Below are 18,981 nucleotides of genomic sequence, written 5' to 3' on the forward strand. Positions count from 1 at the left end.
ATCATTCTCGCAATGACAATCATCAATTCGACAGCTTGCTTAAGGTACTTTCCCTTCTGCGTACTTCCCAGCTCGCCGCTGCAGCGCTTTCTGCAAATTGGCGCTAAGAGCGAGGCGAAGCAGACCGCCCTTAAGCTCTTCGAATGCTTTTGCGACTTGACCAATGCCGACCTCAGCACTCCGGAGAGTCAGCGGAAAACGGTGCTTAGGTTCGTTGGTTCCTTGAGCGATCAGTCACTCGTGAGCTCAAATAAGGACACCAGAAACAAGTACGCAAGATTAATTGTTTGGCTCTACAACCAAGTCATCTTCGAAGCTAATGAAGGGAATCCAATAGATTGGAATCCGAACCTTCCAGAGCTGCACTCCTCATATTGGAAAAGCTACTCGATAGCTCCAGACAAGCTAACTTACTGGCAAGACTGGGTTGTCGTTACTCGAAAAAAGAAAAATATATACATGCCTTTTCCGATAATCTACTTGTCGCATGGAAGTGAATTCGCACTATTACTTCATAGAGGCATAAAGCAATTCTTTGCATCTCAAGCTAGGCCAGTGCAAGCTGTCTTCTCAATTATGATGGAGTTCTTATCTGCCAATAAGAGCTCTTGGCCAGCCTCCACATTCCAAAACCCTGGAAAGGTATGGGACTTTTTTGCAAAGTTCATGTACTTCTTCTTCAAACGAGCAGAATCAAAAAAACTAAATCTAGAAGCACAGAAGAAGCTCTGGAATACATTCACTGCAAATATTCACGACTGCTTCATCGCTTCCAAAATATGGGCAACTCCTTACAAGCCTCTCCCACATGTAACAGCCAGCGACCTAGACCCAACAAAATCCCGCATTAAAATAAATCCAGACGGCAAACAAGTTAGAACAAAACTAATAACCGACATTCCACTACACATTACTGACGAGCAAGCAATTCAATTGCTCTTCAAAGAAATTAACGAAGATCTCGAAGTCGTAGTTAACTGGGCCCTATCTGAAACAGCAAAACTGATCAGTTCCCGGAGAAATCGAGATCGTTTAGCTGAGAAAGGCACGCCAATAAATAAAACAGTAGGCAGCAAGCCGCTGGAAAGCATAGGCCTCGAAAATGTGTGTGCAACTTTTGCACGGGACGGATACAAGTTCGACAGAACCTATCTTGACTCAAAGTTCGGAACTGATGTTTACAGAGTGGATTTAGCAAAGCTATTTGCTCTTCCGAGTTCCGCGGATCTTTTTCCGTTCCAGTGCTTGCTCGTAGCTCGACACCCCGAGATCACACATAGCTTTTTTGATGGCTTAAAGCTTTACGACATTCGAGGCGAAATGTCTGGATTTATTGAAACAACAAGCGGGCATCAACTTATTGGCTTCAAAGACCGGAAAAAGAACAAGAATTCAGAGCAAAAAATCGACTTAACATCAGAGACAGAAAATCTGGTTAAAGAGTTGATCAAAATCACAAACCCGATGAGGGAATACCTCAAGCTGAAAGGCGACGATCGGTGGCGGAATCTATTTTTGTCTTCGGGCAGAATTTACGCCGAGCCAACGTGTCCAGAAATATTTAGCTGGAATAACCTAAGGCTTCCCAGCAGCAGCACCGGACAAATTTTAGCTGCCCAGTTCGCTCCACACACATCACTGACAGGCGCTCAGCTTTTCGAATTCCTTAAGCGGGTTTCTCTATCAACGATCCGTGGCTCCAGAGTGGTGTCAAGCTATATAGAGCATAACAGCACATTACTGGCATCCCTAGAGCTTGGGCATAAAAATTACGTTCCGAACATAGTGGCGCGATATCTCCCCCATGAACTCCTGAACTTCATTCAGTCACGATATATTCGAGTGTTCCAGAACGCAATTATCTGCATTGCTTTAAAAGACAGCCCAGACATATTGAAAGCAACAAAGTCTAGAAGCATGGGCGAACTCCATGAATTCCTTAGCGCCTATGCACTTAAGGATATCCCAGAAGATGTATCTAGCAGAGAAAAGCTTGCAGAAGGCAATAAAAATCAAGGGCACGCATACATTAGCGTTAGCCCGTCAATTTTATCTGTACTCATGTCTCTGAAAATAGCAGTCGAGACAGCACAAGAGTCATCAAAGAAAAGCATCTCAGCCAAAGCTCAGTACTGGGCCAGATTTGCAAATACTCTAAAGCGAGAAATCGAGGCAGGCACCGACTTCACTCTGAAGAGCCACCTCTCAGAAGCGCTTAAAAATCTGGAACCAGATCAGATGAGCGAGATAATTTATGATCCTTCCTGACAGCTTAAGCTTCTTGAATGATATTTATACACTTCCTGATATCACGAAGTGTTGGTGGCTAGTCAGTGACTTTGACGCACCTACATGGCAGTACAGATTCAATAAGAAAGCCCAGGACATAAATTGGGCCATTCAATTGAGCGACGATTCATTACTGACGGATCCGCAACACGCGCGAACATTAAGAACAATTAAATCATATCTCATTGCAGCCACTATGAATTATGGCGGACGAGGCCTAACCAGCAACGCACATACAACACAGAAAATTCAGTTCAGATGTGCAATTAAGATTATCGACTACTTGCTCATTAATGATTCAAAGTTCGAGATTTGCAAATATGGTCTTGAGGGCCTCTCTACTGGCGACCTGAAATCCATTCTCAAGCAGATCTCCTCTCAAAAAGACACCACCGAATCAATTTACTCATGGAAGGCGTGTCTCAGTAACTTCTGCATCGAACTCATCAGCACGACCCCTACCAGCAAAATTGAAGAAGTGCTTTCAAAGCACCCGGAAATGAGTGTCGTATCCCCCGATCAGATCGAACAATTCAGTCTTAACTTTCCAATTGAACTTTTGACGAAGGTGAGGGCATGTCTATTTGCAGCCGAGCTATATCGACGCCCTGACCATAGCGAATACAGAATTCACACGATAAAAATATCGGAGATAATTTACAAGAACACTCTGTACGCCAGAACCACTCTGAAAAGCGCTGAAGAATCATTAAGCTTTTTCGCAGAAGCAGAACCTTTTGAGCGCGAATATACGGCGGTACCCGTAACAACAGGCACTGGCATACAAATGAGCCTAAGCTCGTTCGCCAACTATCGGAGAGCAATGTTCAGCCTAGCACTATTGCATGACTACGATCTCCCTGTGCCTTCCATGGAGTATCTATCAGAAATTTGCCATGTGGAGTTTGAGCATTCTGCAGTCGGACGCTTTCGGACACTCCCATCCGAAGTCGTATTTAACTGCTTAAGAAATGCAATCGAATTTCATTATGCGCATGCTGAAACCTTGAAAACCTCGCTAAAGAGAATTTATCTCTACTGCTCAACCCGTAAAACAACTGTATCGACATTAAACGAAGAGACTTATGCAAAGCTCAATGCAGCTCAGCCTTCTGCCGTCGACCTTGGACTAACTAAAATTGGTCTCTCCGCGAGAACATCGGGGCAGTACCACAAGGTGGTAAAATCAGCAAAGAATGAGCACTTCGAAGAACTCAGAAAAAATGCTGGGCTCATCGAAATGCTGCGGATATATATAGCATGCGTCCAAGTTGTTGTGGGTACATTATGCGCCCGAAGAGCTGGAGAGCTCATTGACCTACTGCTAAAAGGCTGTCTCGACGAGACAAAATCCTGGCTTATATTTTTTCTTCGGAAAAGCACAAGATCAGTTTACGGGATACGCGGAGCAGTAGCACGACCAATACCGTCTGTAGCTGTAGAAATGATTGAGACGCTGTCCGAACTCCATGACTTTGTAGGGAAAATTAGCGGAGAAAGTCTGCAGACTTTATTTTCCTCACCACATAAGAGTAGCTTCCATTTCGTTGAGGCGAGTGCGGCTACATTTAATAACAACTTAGACTTATTCTGCGACTACTTTCAAACGCCGCTAGACTCCTCAGGGCGGAGATACTACGTACGTCAACATCAGTTTCGCAGATTTTTTGCTCTTCTATTTTTTAAGTGCAGCAATATTGGAGGCTTAGACACTCTCCGTTGGATGTTAGGGCATACAGACCTTCAACATATTTGGAACTACATCACGGAGAACATTGATGGCGCAACAATAAACGAATCCAAGGCCCAATACATTGCAGAGGCAATGGTTGACCCGGAGCACCATAACGCTTACGAGGATCTTTCCGCGCTTATCAAGTCTGAATATGGTGTAGATAGTCACTCTCTTGTAGATACAACGGATTTGGAAAATGCAATTTTGAATCTAATTGATGATGAACGAATAGAAGTCACACCTGTTTTTTACAATGATCCCAAAGGCCAAAAACTCAAAGTCATTGTAATAATCAAGGAGAGATAGTATGACAAAGACATCCTCATCCGAAACCGCTGATCTGGGCAACACTGTGCGCCGGCTTTATGAGTTGCTAAGGGATATAGCCATAAACCCAAGGAGACATATTGAAGACAACAAAATCCGGGAAGCACTAAAACGCCAGAGCGCACTGGCAGAACTTGATCACTTCTGGATTGCGGATGGAGTTGAAGTCTCAACCACACCAATGAGTTTAAACACGCTGAAGCATTATTGCGACCTTCACATCGATGGAGGATTCAAGAAATTCGACTCATTGAGAAAGGACGCACTAGAGGCTCTTACAGTAGCAAAAACTCGCTCAAATACTTCCAACAAGCGAACCTTCAAAGGGATTAACTTGCGAGTTATTGAGCTTGAGGAAACCATAGATAAAACCAGAAAAGCCAACTTCATACTTCTCCAGGCTCTGTCACAATCCATCTCGGCAATTAACAGCATAAGAAGTGCGTCTACAAAACAGATACAAGACAAAAGAGCCGACGAATACATTAAGACAGTGCGCGCCATTGTCAGCCTTAACTCTGCACCATATGACGTCATCTCGGACGCCACCAATGTCACGCCGATTACAGGACGCTGACATGGACGCCAAACTTAGACACAAGCAGCTATTTACTCCGCTAAAAGACTTTCAAATATTTGATTTCTTTTCCACAGATAAGCTATTCACAAAAAGCGGCGACAACATTCCATTCATTAGCTGGCCAGATGGATCGCCCTGTTTTATAGCAAATCTGTATATCCTTGAGTTATTAAAACGAAGAGGCAGAGGGGGACAAGGACTCTCAAGAAAAGGCAACAAATGCGGAACACTGGGAGAGTATGCCCTTCAATTTGGCCAGCTTCTTAACTATTGTTTCTACCAAGGAATTTCTCTCACAGACCTAACAGACAGCACCTTCAGTGAATTCATTTACAAGCTCAGAACTCAGAAGTCCACCAGATTTCCTGAGCGAGATCAGAGCACCACAAACAGAGTTATATCTGTCGGAAAAACATGTCTCGGCTTCCTGGAGTTCGTTGGAAGATTCCATGGTGATGATAATTTTGTAGCCGAGAATGGAACGATCAACATTACAAAGCGGCGCGTGACTGCACGTAACAAACACCAAAATCACGGAGGCTACAGCTTAGATCATCACTCTTTTGGGCCAAACGCACGCACTCGCACTCGAAACCCGATCACTCCTGAAAGAACCAATATGCTTCGTGTCGCGGCCGCCGATCTTACTAATAGCTCTCATATAAAGTATCGCCGCTCTTTGTCCATTTCTTTACTAGAGCATACAGGATGCCGCATAGGCGAACTTACTGAAACGACTACTGCAGATATATACAATGCCATTCGCATGAAGCATCCAAAGCTAAGAATGGTCACTTTCAAACAAGGGGGCATTGTAGAGAGGCTGGTGCCCGTCACCAAGATGCTCTTAAGTGAAGCCATTAAATACATAGAGCTTTACAGGTCAGCGACTATTCGGCGATTCTTAAAATCGGATCATGGCCTTCTATTTGTTTCTGACACCACAGGAAAGCCATTATCCTCACGGTACCTTTCAAATGAATTCGGAACATTGCGCCATCATGCAAAAATCGAAGAGCAGGCGTGTGCCCACATGTTCAGACATGCTTTTATTACCAATCTTTTCATAGAGCTCATCACTAGATATGAAATTGAAAACACTAGCACTTTCAAGCACAAGCTATTCCTGAACGCTATTTTCTTTGCTGAGATACGGGAGTTAACGGGGCATAAAGACCCATGGTCGTTAGTCCCTTACATCCATCTTGCATTCAAGCAAATTTCAGGATTCTCTAAGGTCATGGCGTCTATTAACAGATCAAAGGTTATTGATACTTTCGATCAGAAGCACGATGAGCTTTTACAACAGCTAAAGCACGGCATGCCCGTTGCTGAATACATAAGGCAGTACGCTGAACTGGTACGGCTACGAGATGAAGACCTATTGATCGCTGACGAGCGAAATACCTAGTCTCATTTTCTAGGTTTCGCCCGCGAGGTGGGTTCTGCCTCCATTGGGTCGTCCGGCCACCAGTGTTTGGGGTATCGCCCCTTCAGATCCTTCTTAACCTCAATGTATGTATTCGCCCAAAAGCTTTCGAGATCCTGGGTTACCTGAACGGGCCGTCGTGCAGGAGACAGCAGATGTAGCAAGACCCGTAGCCGGCCACCAGCAATTCGCGGTGACTCCGCCAGCCCAAATAGCTCCTGAAGGCGCACCGCGAGTACAGGGGGATACTCAGAGTAGTCCAGCGCGATACGAGAGCCAGAAGGCACCTGCAAACTCCTCGGTGCGAGCTCATCCAAGCGCTGTGGCAATGGCCAGGGCAAGAGCCCTAGTAGGATGCTCTGCAGATCCAGATTCGCGAAATGACTGAGCCGGCTAACCTTGCTCAGATAGGGCGGAAGCCATTCCTCAAGCGAACTCAGTAGTGCCGCATCCGACAGATCTGGCCACTCACTCTCGCCCTTCTGCTCCAGATCCAACCTGCGCAGCAGCGCTACACGCGCCTGCCACTGACGAATCTCTGGTTTCCAAGGCAACAACTCAATTCCTTTACGGCGAATAAGCCCGGTCAGGGCTTTGGAGCGAGCCTCTTCATCCAGGCTTGGAAGAGCCATTTGGCTGAGCACCAACGCACCCACTCGCTGCTGCCTTTCTGCCTTCAAGACACCTTCTCGCTCATCCCATTCGAGCTCGTCGCACTGTGCTACCTGCTCTGCTAATACAGTGTCGAAAAGGGAGGGATCGAGGGCTGTAGCCAAATAAATGCGCTCCTCACGCTGCCCCTGTCGGCTACCGAGATCAGCAATAACGAGCCAGGGCTCCCTCATCAACGCGTCTGGCTCACCAAACTGTGCCGCACGACCATTCGCCAGTCTGTAGTCACCGCCGCCCTCTCGCCGCTGACGAGCTACTCGATCTGGATAAGCAAATGCCAGTAGTGCTCCCAACCAACGCTGATCATCAGGATCAGTAACCGGCTCTGATGCTGGGCCTCGTAGGTATCTGAATTGTGCTTGGGCTGAACCCGTGTTCTCTGGGCACCCGATACTGGTAATAGGCTCGGCATTGTTCTCCGTGATTTCCGTGACCGCCGTCCTTGTAGAGAACAGGGCATTTCGGCCTGGTAACAGCTCTGCACACTCGGAACTACTCGCAAATTTCGTAGAGGCTGGTGTTCACCAAGCTGTATGCATTGGCAACCGCAGGGAGGTCGCTGCTGCGGTATATGCGGGAACGAAAAGCTGTGCCCTACAGGACAATCGAGACATGCTGGCGGCAGTCTCGGATCTCAAGAAAGCAGAGGCCTTCGGGCCTGGACTGAGCGTGATTGATGGCGTCGTTAACTCGTCCCGCCAGAGCGGAGCCGACGCTTGCTACGAAAGTTACCTAAAAGCAGAGGAGCTCTGCCCAGGAGTGACAGGGACACTCTCCGAGGAATCGCTGAGCGCAATCCGAGAGTACGAGCAAATTAAGAAGCAGAAGCCTTAGCTCACCCTAGAGACGTCGAGTTTCAGTAATTCCGTTTCTCGGCTGCTAATGCAGCCAAGTCGATTAGGTTCGCTCTCAGCAGCCGACCCTGGCGAGCCCTATCGCGAGATACCAATGTTTGAAAATTCAGAACCTATCTCGATGCTCATGTGCGACGCTTGTGGCAATGCCAGGCTGGAAGGCATCCACCACACTCTGCAGCGGGTGATCGGTGTGAGTCTACGCGGTGTCCCCAAACACCGCGCCCCAGAGCTAATGGTCAAATATTGAGTCAACTCAGATACGAGCGTTAATCCACTCCCATACTTGATTGTTCAGCCAGCCTTGGTGAGTACCAGCAACAACTTGCGTAACGAAAATGCGATCATTTCCGTCCATCTTCGTACGCAGGTCATCCGACACCTGATTCGCCGTCCAGTTAGTACTGACCCAGCGAACAGATTCGAGACCGCTATCTTTTACACTTTCGTAGCGATCAAGGTGCTGAATGAAAGCACGACGCGCTGCGTCATAGTTACTACGTTCTTTATTGAGATTCCAAGTAACGAGATAGACTGCCATATAGGAAATATCCTTTCATTTAAGAAAACTAACAGACCCGCCACTCTCAAGATCTATGGCGGCTATCCACAGAGTGAATCAATGATTAATCGTGTGAGTCCACACCGGCATCCAGCCCTTGGCTAAGTAGCTCACCAGTTTCTGGTCACCGAAGAAGCGGAGCCGCCCGCTGGAATAGAACGCTAGAGCAGACTGGTCGATCGCCAGACCACTAGCGCGAGCCTTGGCTGTGAGCGCATAGAGGAGTCCGTTGTTGTCACCCGACAGGGACTTCGCATCAAAGACCGCGAAATTGATCCACCCTCCGCCTACAGCGCGCTCACGCAAATGAGCCATATTTATCTTCATGAATATTCCTCGAAGTGCCAAAGGAGTCCAGCAGGAAGCATTGGTACGGGCTAAACACTAATGAGCATCTCGTGAAAGAGATAGCCTCTTAAAAGCGAATTCGCTCATCAATACCCGAGGAAAATCACGAGCACTCATGATTGCTAACAAACAGAATATTCCGGAGGCAAACGTGAGGAAACGCTCACGTTCAGCACAACTTTAAAACAAAATTCTATGCTACTCTCGCGTGCTTACCGAAGAGGAATAGACCATGAAGAAAATAGCCGTGATTGAAGACTCTCGGGATGTCAACGCCGCGCTAACCGAGTTTTGCAAGAAGCTTGGGAACGACATCAACGTAGATCAATTTTACGATCGTGAATCAGCGGAGTCCGCGATCAAAGAAACCAACTACAACCTAATTGTTCTAGATATTGAATTACCACCCGAGAAAAACGCTGGAATTGGGATAGTCTATACAAACGTGACGCATCACAAGAGCCCAGTCTTGGTTGTATCCGGACTTGAGCAGACTGTTTACAAAAACGTCATGAGCCAGCTAAACGTCTGGGACTACTTAGAGAAACCAATTGCAGCAGACGGCCAAGAGTTTATAAGCTCAGCACTTAGAATGCTTCGAGCAAAAATTGACATCCCCGTCACTCAAACACCAGACCTAGTAATACATGACAGCTCCACAGGAAAGGTCACATACGATGGCAGCCCCCTAAACTTGCCACAAACAGCAAAGCTGATCCTGATGCGCACATATGAGCGCAGAGGGAAATGCGTGTCTTATCCAGAATATTACGACCTTGTTAAAACGGGAAAAAACCCAGAGGCTATCCGGCAGCACGTTAAAACCATTCGAGACGCTCTTATCGAGGCGGGAATCGAAAAAGAACATATTGCTGTAATCAGGATGAAAGGTGTCCAGTGGCAGGACTAGCCAAATCCATTTCTCGCCTACTGCAGAATATAGGCCGCGCAAAAGCAAGAGTTTTAGTTTTCGGCACGCTTCTAGTGATGATAATTATCGTCTTGCTGGGGACTGTACTTGTACTACGCCTGAGCTACTCCCCTGTTGTAAAACAGTACCAAATCGGAATCCAGAGGACACTACAGCGAGTCGCCTCAGACTTCGAAAGTCTTGATGGGCGAATTGCTTTTATGAACATAGATAGACCTGCTCCCGGGGAAGGAGGCCTACCATTAACCCGACTACCTCTGGACTATTTAAACTATCTCCCAGGACATATTGAGGAGATCAAGCAGCTAGACGCTTGTAGCTACCCCTATATTAGCCAGCCAAACTCAGAGATATGTGCAGGAATTTTAGAAAGCCGCAAAAATGGCGCTATGGCTTACATCCAAGGATCATTTGACCTTGTAGGAGAAATCAAACCACCGGTTTACTCAAAGTCACCGACATCAGGGCACCACTTCTTAGTGTCTATTGAAGCTCGTGGGCAAAAGCGAGAGTTCGTCGTTACGTTCGACCTGGTTCGGCGCCCAGATTACGCAGGAAAATCGGCGGTTCCCGATGCTTGGAGCATGACCGGATTTAGGTACTTGGGCGATGGGATGCAATCCTACACTCGAGAACCTAACATCAAAGGTCGGATCCTGATAGCTGACGCAGCTAACAGTCATTACCAGTTCATACTCCAAGTTCCAATTCAGGCTTATATGGAGGATGCACTTACAGATGAGCGCGCTTGGCCTCCCGAGGATATAAGCAAGTCAAAGGTCACCCTGCGAGTCGTCACCCCTGCCGACAACGTTCCAGAGCAGACCATCACTGACACTGCAGAGCTACAGACAATCCCGCGTTTTTCTTTCTCGGGAACATCTGAGTATCTCGCGCTAGGCGAAACACTCACGTTCAGCCCACCCACGGTTGCTCGTGGCGAGGCCATCGAGGTGAGAAGCTCGCAAGCCGCAGCCTCGCGTGCGGAACGAAGTGGAGTCAGGCGAGTTATCGAAAGCATCTCCGACACCTTCATACGAACTGTAACACCTAGTATTTCGACTCAAAAAACCTACAGCTTCGTGGACGGGAGCTCTATCGAGCTCAATGGAAACGCATCGTTAGTACTCAGCGGCTGGAGATCTGCGGCGCACGCCAGCATCACCTTTGCGCTGCTGCTCTGCACCTTCCTTATTCTAGCTGGAGTAATTCTCCATCTATATCTGCTATCTCCGCTTAATAACCTAAGACGAAACACCCTATACCTACGTGACAAATTCTCAGACGCTGAAAGCTTTAAACTACCCTACGCTATAACCAACAAGAGTGACGAGATTGGCGTGCTATGGGCCAGTATTCTCGACCTGCACAGATCAATTACATCGTATGGACGAGAAGCACTAGAGAATGCGAGCAGACATGCTGACTTTCTTAGGGCCCTAGGTCATGAAATCAAATCCCCGCTACAGGATTTGACTATTCGGCACAGCAGCCCACAAGACCCTAGTTCCAAAAGCGTCAAGCGCATTACACATGCGCTGAAGATACTTTCGAGCTCTCCTATGGGTACAACCGAAATTAGCCCATCCGCTATCAGCCCTAAAGAGGCAATCAGCTCTTTTAGAGGAAAGCTGAGTCGCGAGAACGTGTCGGAGTACCTCAGCAATGCGGAGGAATCGTACCCAGACATTAAGAATAACAGCCGTGATCAATTACTGACGGTTAGTGCAGATGCAGAGCTGCTAGAAGCAGCCCTGACGGCAATTTTGAATAATGCGCAGGATTTTCGAGAGCCAGGCACCGAAATCACCATCACAGCATATAACGACGCTGACTGGGTACTGATTCATATTTTCAACACCGGCCCATATATCAAGAACCAACCTATCGAAGAGATTTTTGAGTTTGGAGTCAGCAGCCGCTCTGGGGAAAACGAACACCAAGGAATGGGGTTGTTCGCTGCAAGACAACACATTGTAAATATGGGTGGCGACCTAACAGTGAAGAATATGGACAACGGCGTTCGCTTTGACATCAAGCTGATCAGAGCCAAATAGGCATCAGCTCTGCCGATGGGAAAAGATGTGGCGGAGCCGCCCTCCTCCGTGCCTCTTCCCAGACGTGCCTCGAACAGCTCGTACTTTTCCGGCAACGCCGGGCTAAAGAAGCATGAGGAAAGGAACCCCTACTAGCGACAGGAAGGAATATCCACTTTGAGGTATCACAATGTCGGACAGCTCAACCAACATCGCACTGCTATCGGCCGTCATTGCGTTCACGTCTATGTGCATCACTGTGCAGCTCTGGCAGAGGACAAACCGGCCTATTCTTAGCGCTCGCGTCACGACGAGTTCAGGTGGTAAAGATGGAATTGCCTTGAACCTGCTCCTTGAGAACACTGGCAACAGACCCGCTAAGGACATTTCGCTTAGCGCGGACGAGCCCTACATCCTCAATGCCTTGGTGGACTCAAATGCTGGAGAAGTTCCTGGAGATGCAAAGCGCTGCTTGCTTGAGGAGAGGATTATTCCAGTGCTCGCCAATGGCAGGGTCGCTTCCAATGCTTTCGGATATCTTGGGAGCAAATCTGGAGCGTGGCAGAGCGGTTCAGTAGTCCCCGTTGTGATTACGTATAGGAGCCTTGAAGGGCGAAACTACACCAGCAAGATGAATTTGCTCCTCGCCGATGATGCTGGTTTTGCCCAGACGTTCTGGAATGAACCGTCATAAACCTTCCCGGCCAGGGCAAGCCTATCCTCGTGAAAACACCTTGAGATAGACCACATGTCCTCCAACCGTAAGGCCGTCCAGCAAGCCCATGAACATGCAGTTCTTGCAGCCGCGGTCGCGGAGCACAACCGCATAACTGGTGGAGCTCTAAAGGTTACACAGCGCCCTGATCCGCCGGACGCGATCTTGTCAGATGGTGTAACCACCACCTGGATGGAGCTCACCGACGCGTTCTTCTCTCCCGAATGGGCCAAGGACATTGTTGGCTTCGCGGCCGACCAGGTTCACCGTCCGATGGAGGCTGGCCTGTACATGGATATGGACGCCCAGCTTGCCAGGGCCTTCTGCGACATTGTCCGTCAAAAAGCCGCTAAGACGTCCTACCAAGCTTTCATTAACTGCTATGGGCCTGGAGTGCTGGTGGTAGGCCTAGAGTCGCCTTGGCTAGATGAGGAGATCGTTGAGGAGATTGACCGCGAATGGCGTGAGCAGGGATCACCGGACGTAAGCCAGACCTTCAGCCATATCTACCTGGGATTCCGCGACAGCAACGGAAACTTCGCAAGGTTGTGGAAGAAGTACTGATCCATCAACTCACAGCATTAGAGCCCAATGACCGTCAGGCGCCTGGATGGACACCAATACATAGTAAATCTTCGTCATGACCGGTAGATCCGAATGTCTAGACGTCCTCAGCGAAAACTCCAGGTCTGCTCGCTTCAGGTGACCATCCAGCGAGCTCTTCGACACCCTGCCATCAATCATCTTGCTGGCCATAAGCGGCCTCAACGACCAATCGGGGGCCTCGGCTTCAACGGTTTGGCATAAACACCGAACCACAAGGGCGAGCTCTTGGCGACGTAGGGGTGGCCAATAGCAAGCTCAGATTGGTTCATAGTCCTCAGCCTAAACTTGACAACATTTCCTAGGTTTTGATGCAAATGGCAAAACGTGGAATTCGTCGAAGATCACCAGCCCCACGCCCTCCAGCGCCGGGTCATCCTGCAGGCGGCGGGCGAGGATGCCCTCGGTGACCACTTCGATACGCGTCCTGGGGCCGACCTTGCTGTCCAGGCGAATGCGGTAGCCGACGGTCTCGCCGACCTTCTCGCCCAGCTCCGCGGCCAATCTTTCAGCGGCGGCGCGGGCGGCCAGCCGGCGCGGTTCCAGCATCAGGATCGACTGGCCGTCCAGCCACGCCTCATCCAGCAACGCCAGCGGCACGCGGGTGGTCTTGCCGGCGCCGGGCGGCGCCTCCAGCACCACCTCGTGGCGCCCGGCCAGGGCCTGGCGCAGGGCGGGAAGGACGCTGTCGATGGGAAGGGCGTTCATGCCGGCTCCTGGAACTCGAATTTCATAAGGCGGTAACCCGGACTGCGCGGGGGGCGGCGATTATAGCGGGCGAACCACGGTGCCAACCCAGCAGTCATAGAAGCAACGAGAACGCTGGCTAGTGCGAATCTGCCAGCAGCGACAGCAAGCTCGTTGATATAGTTGTCCGCATCATCCTCCCGGAGGTTTTTTCATGCGTCTTGCCACCCGAGTCTCCTGTGCAGTTCTGAGCGCCGCCCTGTTCAGCCAGCTGACGGCCTGCGGCACCCTGTTCTATCCCGATCGCCGCGGCCAGATCGACGGCCGGATCGACCCGGCAGTCGCTGCCCTGGACGCCGTCGGACTGTTGTTCTACATCATCCCGGGCCTGATCGCCTTCGGCGTAGACTTCGCCACCGGCGCGATCTACCTGCCCGACGAGAAGTACTCGGTCGCGCCGGAGAAGCTCAAGGATGCCGTGAGCGAAGACGGCACCGTGGACAAGGCTAAACTCAAGGCGATCCTCGAGCGTGAAACCGGCCGCAGCCTGCCCCTGGACGATCCGCGTCTGATCCAGCGCAGCGGCTACCTCCAACAACTCGCCAGCCTGGGCCTGCGCCCGGAGGCCTGATATGCACGGCGCTCTCGCTTCACACCTTCAGCAACTCCTGGCGTACCACCAGTGGGCCTACGAACGCATCCTGGAGGCCGTCGCGCCGCTGGATGAAGAGGCCTATCGCGCACCGCGCGGGCTGTTCTTCGGCAGCCTGCACGGCACCCTCAACCACCTCGCGGTGGTCGATCGCATCTGGTTCGCCCGTGTGCAGCGAGAGCCCTGGCAGTTCGAACGCCTCGACGCCGAGGCCGCGCCCGACCGCGCCGGCCTCGCCGACTTCCTGGGTGACGGTGTCGGCGCCTGGCGCCTGTGGCTGAGCAAGCAGAGCGATGCCACCCTCGGCACCCAGCTGGACTACCGCAACATGGCCGGGCAGGAACACCGCCAGAGCCTGGCGAACATCGTCCAGCACCTGGTCAACCATGGCACCCACCACCGCGGGCAGATGAGCGCCGCGCTCACCGCGCTGGGCCACAAGGCGCCGCTGCTGGACTACATCTACTTCCTGCCCAACCGCCTGGACACCTGATGCTCAAGCACGCCAGCCACGCCCACCTGATGCGGCTGGCGACCTTTGCGTCGCTCGGCGTCGCCACCACCCTGATAGTCGCCAAGGCCATCGCCTGGTGGCTCAGCGGCTCGGTCAGCCTGCTGGCCGGCCTCACCGACTCGCTGCTCGACGGCGCCGCATCCTTCCTCAACCTGCTGGCGGTGCACTACGCCATCCGCCCCGCGGACGACGACCACCGCTACGGCCACGGCAAGGCGGAATCGCTGTCGGGGCTGGCCCAGGCGCTGTTCATCGCGGTCAGCGCCGTGTTGGTCGGCACTCAGGCCATCGACCGCCTGCAACACCCGGAACCGGTGGAAGCCGTGGGCTGGGGCGTCGCCGTGATGATCCTGTCGCTGGCGCTCACCGCCGGCCTGTTGCTGGTGCAGGGCTACGTGGTGAAGATCACCGGCTCCAACGCCATCCGCGCGGATTCGCTGCACTATCGCTCGGACCTGCTGCTCAACAGCAGCATCCTGGTGGCGCTGCTCCTGGCACAGTTCGGCTGGCAGCAGATGGACGCCATCTTCGGCCTGGGCATCGCCTTCTACATCCTCTGGAGCTCCTTCCAGATCGCCCGCGAATCCGTCGCGGTGCTGATGGACGAGGAGCTGCCGCCGGACGTCAGCACGCGCATGCTCGAACTGGTGCGCGAAGTACCCGGCGTGCTCGGCGCCCACGACCTGCGCACGCGGATTTCCGGCACGCACTGGTTCGTCCAGCTGCACCTGGAGCTGCCCGGCGAGCTGTCACTGTCGAAGGCGCATCATCTTTGCGACGAGGCGGTGCTGGCGATCCACAGGGAATTCCCGCGGGCCGAGGTGCTGGTGCACGCCGACCCGCAGGAAGTGGTGGGCAAAGAGACCATCAGCTAGAGAACATCAGTTGACGCTGTAGCCGCGCCCGCTCAGACAGGCGCCCAGGGCGCGGCGGTAGTTGTCGGCGACGTAGGTCGGCGGCGCATAGCTCGCCAGGGCCGGGTCGAAGCCGCTCTGGTCGGCGGCCCAACGGTGGCATTCATAGCGATCGCGTGCCTGCTGGTCCGGGCCCTGGTTGTACATCGGGTAAGCCATCACGTCATAAGCCGATTGCGCCACGCTGGCCACCTGCTGCTGCGGGGGCTCCACCACTTCGTAATCCTGCGAGCCGGCCTGCCACAGGTAGTAGGTGCCAGCCGCGAGGAAGTAGCCGATGCTGCCGATCCACACCTGCTCGGCGTAGGACGGCAGGTAGCGCACGCGTACACCGTAGGGTGGCGTCACCACCACATAGCGTGAGCCGTAAGGGCGATACCAGTAGCCATCGTTGAAGTAGTAGTCGCTGCCGCGATAGGGCACGCGGTAGTGCCCGCTCGGCATGGCGTTGACTACATAGCCTGGCCGCCAGTAGGACGGATGCGGGCCCCAGTTGCCGTGGGAAGGCGGCGGGCGGCCCTGCCAGCCTGCCGATGGCGGACGGTTGCCGCCCTGCCAGCCGGGGCTGCCGTGATCGTGGCCTCGGTCGTTGCCTTGCGGACGACCTTGCCACTGGCCGCCGTTGCCGCCCGGCGGACGTCCCTGCCACTGCCCGCCATTGTTGCCCTGCGGACGCCCCTGCCACTGACCGCCATTATTGCCCTGCGGACGGCCCTGCCACTGATCGCCATTGTTACCCTGCGGATGGCCCTGCCACTGACCGCCGTTGTTGTCCTGCGGACGGCCCTGCCACTGACCGCCATTGTTGCCTTGCTGATGGCCCTGCCACTGCCCGCCATTGTTGCCCTGCGGACGCCCGTGCTCACGGTCACCATTGCTGCCCTGTGGGCGGCCTTGCCACTGCCCGCCGTTGCCGCCCTGCGGACGCCCGTGCTCCTGGCCGCCATTGTTGCCCTGCGGACGCCCCTGGGACTGCCCGCCAGTGCCGTTCGCGGACGGATGGCCCTGCATATCGGGACCTTCGGCCGCCAGCGCCTGAACCGCGACAGCCAGAGAAAGCACAGCGAACGAGGCGAACCGCCCGATGCCCGACTTCATGGATTCCTCACTTCGGCAACGGCCGAAAACCGTGATGCGACATAGCCATAGACCACGGCGCAAAGCTGCCATTGCGGGGCGCTGGGTAAAGTCAGGGTAAAGATGGCGGGGCAAATCGCAGGCAAGAAAAAAGGGAGGCTCGTCAGCCTCCCTTCCGGAATCTCGTCCTGCTCGTCGCTGTTGGCGCCGGCTCACCTCGCTCCGCCTTCTGGGCAGTGCGTAGCCCGGTGGCCGGCGCGATCCTGTTGGGTCGGCGGGCCGCGAAGCGCCTGATTGGGCGGATCGCTGGGGACGTGATGTCCGGGCTGTGAATCTGGAAGAAATAGTAAAGCGACAGAGCGGGGAAATGATTGCTAATATTGCTCATACAGGCACCACCTGAGCAACAAATACCTAAAAATTACGCCACAAGCGCAATTCAATCGAAATACGAGGCCTTCATGGACAAGCTGGACCGCTACGACCTGCGAATTCTTGCCGAACTGCAACGCGACGCACGCATCTCCAATCAGGAGCTGGCCGAACGCATCGGCCTGTCGCCTTCCCCCTGCTCGCGGCGGGTCAAGCAGCTCGAGGACGACGGCTACATCGTCCGCCAGGTCGCCCTGCTGGACAGCAAGAAGCTCGGCCTGAGCCTCACCGCCTTCGTGCTGATCGGCATGGACCGCCACACACCGGAGCGTTTCGAACACTTCCAGCAAATCATCGGCAAGTGCCCCGAGGTGCTGGAGTGCAGCCTGGTGACCGGGATGGACGCGGACTACCAGCTCAAGGTGATGGTGCCGGACATGGAACACTACCAGCACTTCCTGCTCGGCACCCTGACCCGCATCGAAGGCGTGACCAGCGTGCGCTCGAGCTTCGTGCTGCGCAACGTGATGGCGAGCACCGAGCTGCCGCTGGATCATCTGCGGGTCTGATCGCTGCCACGGGCATGGCGTGCTCCAGCGGGGACGGGCCATGCCCGAGGTCTGTCCGCAAGGTCGACGCCACCCTGCGACACAGCATCGCACCCCAGTTCCCGCCAAACGAAATCGATACCGCAGATTTCCCGCGCCAACCGGCGTGCGGCGGGAATTTCCAGGGCGTTCCGCCCGTCCCGCAGCAGGAACTGATCAGTTTATGAACGGCTCTGAACGACAAAGCGCCGCATGCGTATAATGCGCGCCTTCTTCACCACCACCGCGCCCCGGCGTCCCTCGGAGACCCTCCGCACCGGGCAGGAGCTGTAATGAACGAAAGTTTCGAAGACTGGATGATGTATGGCCTGGTGACCGGCCTGATCCTGTTCATGGCCTTCATCGTCTGGGACCTCGCCAAGAAGTCCAAGGCCGGCCGCATGGGCACCATGGTGCTGTTCTTCGCACTGGGCCTGGGCGTACTCGGCTTCCTGATCAAGTCCGTGGTCGTCGCCGGGCTCGAAGGCGGCTTCTGACCCCGCGCCCTGCCCCGAGTCTCAGAGCTCGGGGCTGACTTCACGCCACTGTCCCGGCTGCAGCCCCTCCAGCTGCCATGGTCCGATGCGCACGCGCACCAGGCGCAGCGTGGGCAGGCCGACCGCCGCTGTCATCCGTCGCACCTGGCGGTTGCGCCCCTCGCGGATCACCAGTTCCAGCCAGGCGGTGGGCACCGACTTGCGGAAACGCACCGGCGGGTCGCGCTCCCACAGCTGCGGCTCCTCCAGCCGCCGGGCCTCGGCCGGCAAGGTCGGGCCGTCATTGAGCTGCACGCCCTTGCGCAGTTGGTCGAGCTGCTCGTCGCTCGGCTCGCCCTCCACCTGTACCCAGTACGTCTTCGGCAGCTTGTGCTTCGGATCGGCGATGCGCGCCTGCAGGCGGCCGTCGTTGGTCAGCAGCAACAGCCCTTCGCTGTCGCGGTCCAGGCGGCCGGCCGGGTAGATCCCCGGCACATCGACGAAATCCTTCAGCGTCGCGCGGCCCTCGCTGTCGTTGAACTGCGTCAGCACGTCGAACGGCTTGTTCAGCAGGATCAGCCTGGGTTGCGCCGGCGGCGCCTTGGCCACGCGGCGAGGCGC

The 18,981-nt window shown here is 53.5% G+C and carries 17 protein-coding genes and 2 pseudogenes; 13 read left to right on the plus strand and 6 right to left on the minus strand.

Going from position 1 to position 18,981, the window contains the following annotated elements; translation table 11 throughout:
* Window positions 1-156 precede the first annotated feature (156 nt).
* The 4 genes from IB256_RS27720 to IB256_RS27735 are packed head-to-tail and all read left to right on the plus strand — an operon-like array spanning window position 157 to window position 6,342.
* Window positions 157-2,268, plus strand: a complete 2,112-nt coding sequence (locus tag IB256_RS27720; protein ID WP_192404757.1) for a hypothetical protein — start codon at window positions 157-159, stop codon at window positions 2,266-2,268.
* The gene (locus tag IB256_RS27725; protein WP_192404758.1) at window positions 2,255-4,330 is read left to right on the plus strand and encodes an integrase; all 2,076 of its coding nucleotides are present in this window, start codon (window positions 2,255-2,257) and stop codon (window positions 4,328-4,330) included. Before IB256_RS27720 ends, IB256_RS27725 begins: the two co-directional genes overlap by 14 nt.
* Before the next feature lies 1 nt (window position 4,331).
* Entirely contained in the window at window positions 4,332-4,928 is a 597-nt protein-coding gene (locus IB256_RS27730) for a hypothetical protein (RefSeq protein WP_192404759.1), read from the plus strand.
* A 1-nt stretch (window position 4,929) separates the two neighbouring features.
* Complete coding sequence (locus tag IB256_RS27735; protein ID WP_192404760.1) at window positions 4,930-6,342, plus strand: tyrosine-type recombinase/integrase; 1,413 nt, start codon at window positions 4,930-4,932, stop codon at window positions 6,340-6,342.
* Window positions 6,343-6,344: 2 nt separating this feature from the next.
* On the opposite strand, the pseudogene IB256_RS27740 reads toward IB256_RS27735, so the two are convergent.
* The 3 genes and pseudogenes from IB256_RS27740 to IB256_RS27750 form a co-directional block, all read right to left on the minus strand.
* Window positions 6,345-7,391: pseudogene (locus IB256_RS27740) on the minus strand (ATP-dependent helicase C-terminal domain-containing protein); the annotation flags it as partial.
* Window positions 7,392-8,142: 751 nt separating this feature from the next.
* Window positions 8,143-8,427 carry a hypothetical protein gene (locus IB256_RS27745; protein ID WP_192404761.1) on the minus strand — a complete coding sequence of 95 codons (285 nt, stop codon included), beginning with the start codon at window positions 8,425-8,427 and terminating at the stop codon, window positions 8,143-8,145.
* A 78-nt stretch (window positions 8,428-8,505) separates the two neighbouring features.
* A complete protein-coding gene (locus IB256_RS27750; protein ID WP_192404762.1) occupies window positions 8,506-8,775 on the minus strand; it encodes a hypothetical protein in 270 nt (89 codons plus the stop codon).
* Window positions 8,776-9,028: 253 nt separating this feature from the next.
* Between IB256_RS27750 and IB256_RS27755 the strand changes: the two genes are divergently transcribed.
* From IB256_RS27755 to IB256_RS27770, 4 genes are all read left to right on the plus strand, one after another.
* Window positions 9,029-9,706 carry a response regulator transcription factor gene (locus tag IB256_RS27755; RefSeq protein WP_192404763.1) on the plus strand — a complete coding sequence of 226 codons (678 nt, stop codon included), beginning with the start codon at window positions 9,029-9,031 and terminating at the stop codon, window positions 9,704-9,706.
* Entirely contained in the window at window positions 9,694-11,784 is a 2,091-nt protein-coding gene (locus IB256_RS30895) for a sensor histidine kinase (RefSeq protein WP_192404764.1), read from the plus strand. The genes IB256_RS27755 and IB256_RS30895 overlap by 13 nt, the downstream gene beginning before the upstream one ends.
* 319 nt (window positions 11,785-12,103) lie before the next feature.
* Window positions 12,104-12,457: a hypothetical protein gene (locus IB256_RS27765; RefSeq protein WP_192404765.1), complete on the plus strand. Its 354-nt coding sequence runs from the start codon at window positions 12,104-12,106 to the stop codon at window positions 12,455-12,457.
* A gap of 54 nt (window positions 12,458-12,511) precedes the next feature.
* Entirely contained in the window at window positions 12,512-13,042 is a 531-nt protein-coding gene (locus IB256_RS27770; RefSeq protein WP_192404766.1) for a hypothetical protein, read from the plus strand.
* Between the two features lie 366 nt (window positions 13,043-13,408).
* Here IB256_RS27770 and IB256_RS27775 read toward each other — a convergent pair.
* Window positions 13,409-13,789: pseudogene (locus IB256_RS27775) on the minus strand (DEAD/DEAH box helicase); the annotation flags it as partial.
* 193 nt (window positions 13,790-13,982) lie between these two features.
* Here IB256_RS27775 and IB256_RS27780 point away from each other — a divergent pair.
* The 3 genes from IB256_RS27780 to IB256_RS27790 are packed head-to-tail and all read left to right on the plus strand — an operon-like array spanning window position 13,983 to window position 15,809.
* Window positions 13,983-14,399, plus strand: coding sequence for a polyribonucleotide nucleotidyltransferase (locus IB256_RS27780; RefSeq protein WP_192290430.1), 417 nt, complete (start codon window positions 13,983-13,985; stop codon window positions 14,397-14,399).
* A gap of 1 nt (window position 14,400) precedes the next feature.
* Window positions 14,401-14,913 (plus strand): DinB family protein, encoded by a 513-nt coding sequence (locus IB256_RS27785; RefSeq protein ID WP_081517196.1) that lies wholly within the window; start codon window positions 14,401-14,403, stop codon window positions 14,911-14,913.
* Window positions 14,913-15,809, plus strand: a complete 897-nt coding sequence (locus IB256_RS27790) for a cation diffusion facilitator family transporter (protein WP_192211179.1) — start codon at window positions 14,913-14,915, stop codon at window positions 15,807-15,809. The genes IB256_RS27785 and IB256_RS27790 overlap by 1 nt, the downstream gene beginning before the upstream one ends.
* 6 nt (window positions 15,810-15,815) lie before the next feature.
* On the opposite strand, the gene IB256_RS30825 is transcribed toward IB256_RS27790, so the two are convergent.
* The gene (locus tag IB256_RS30825; protein ID WP_263864893.1) at window positions 15,816-16,946 is read right to left on the minus strand and encodes a DUF6515 family protein; all 1,131 of its coding nucleotides are present in this window, start codon (window positions 16,944-16,946) and stop codon (window positions 15,816-15,818) included.
* 440 nt (window positions 16,947-17,386) lie between these two features.
* Between IB256_RS30825 and IB256_RS27800 the strand changes: the two genes are divergently transcribed.
* Window positions 17,387-17,866: an Lrp/AsnC family transcriptional regulator gene (locus IB256_RS27800; protein ID WP_017521771.1), complete on the plus strand. Its 480-nt coding sequence runs from the start codon at window positions 17,387-17,389 to the stop codon at window positions 17,864-17,866.
* A 311-nt stretch (window positions 17,867-18,177) separates the two neighbouring features.
* Complete coding sequence (locus tag IB256_RS27805; protein ID WP_015475469.1) at window positions 18,178-18,381, plus strand: DUF2788 domain-containing protein; 204 nt, start codon at window positions 18,178-18,180, stop codon at window positions 18,379-18,381.
* Window positions 18,382-18,402: 21 nt separating this feature from the next.
* Here the strand turns inward: IB256_RS27805 and IB256_RS27810 are convergent, their stop codons facing one another.
* Complete coding sequence (locus IB256_RS27810; RefSeq protein WP_192404816.1) at window positions 18,403-18,969, minus strand: pseudouridine synthase; 567 nt, start codon at window positions 18,967-18,969, stop codon at window positions 18,403-18,405.
* Between the last annotated feature and the right edge of the window lie 12 nt (window positions 18,970-18,981).

Origin of the sequence: Pseudomonas sp. PDM17 (assembly GCF_014851985.1) — a bacterium.
Classification (GTDB): domain Bacteria; phylum Pseudomonadota; class Gammaproteobacteria; order Pseudomonadales; family Pseudomonadaceae; genus Pseudomonas.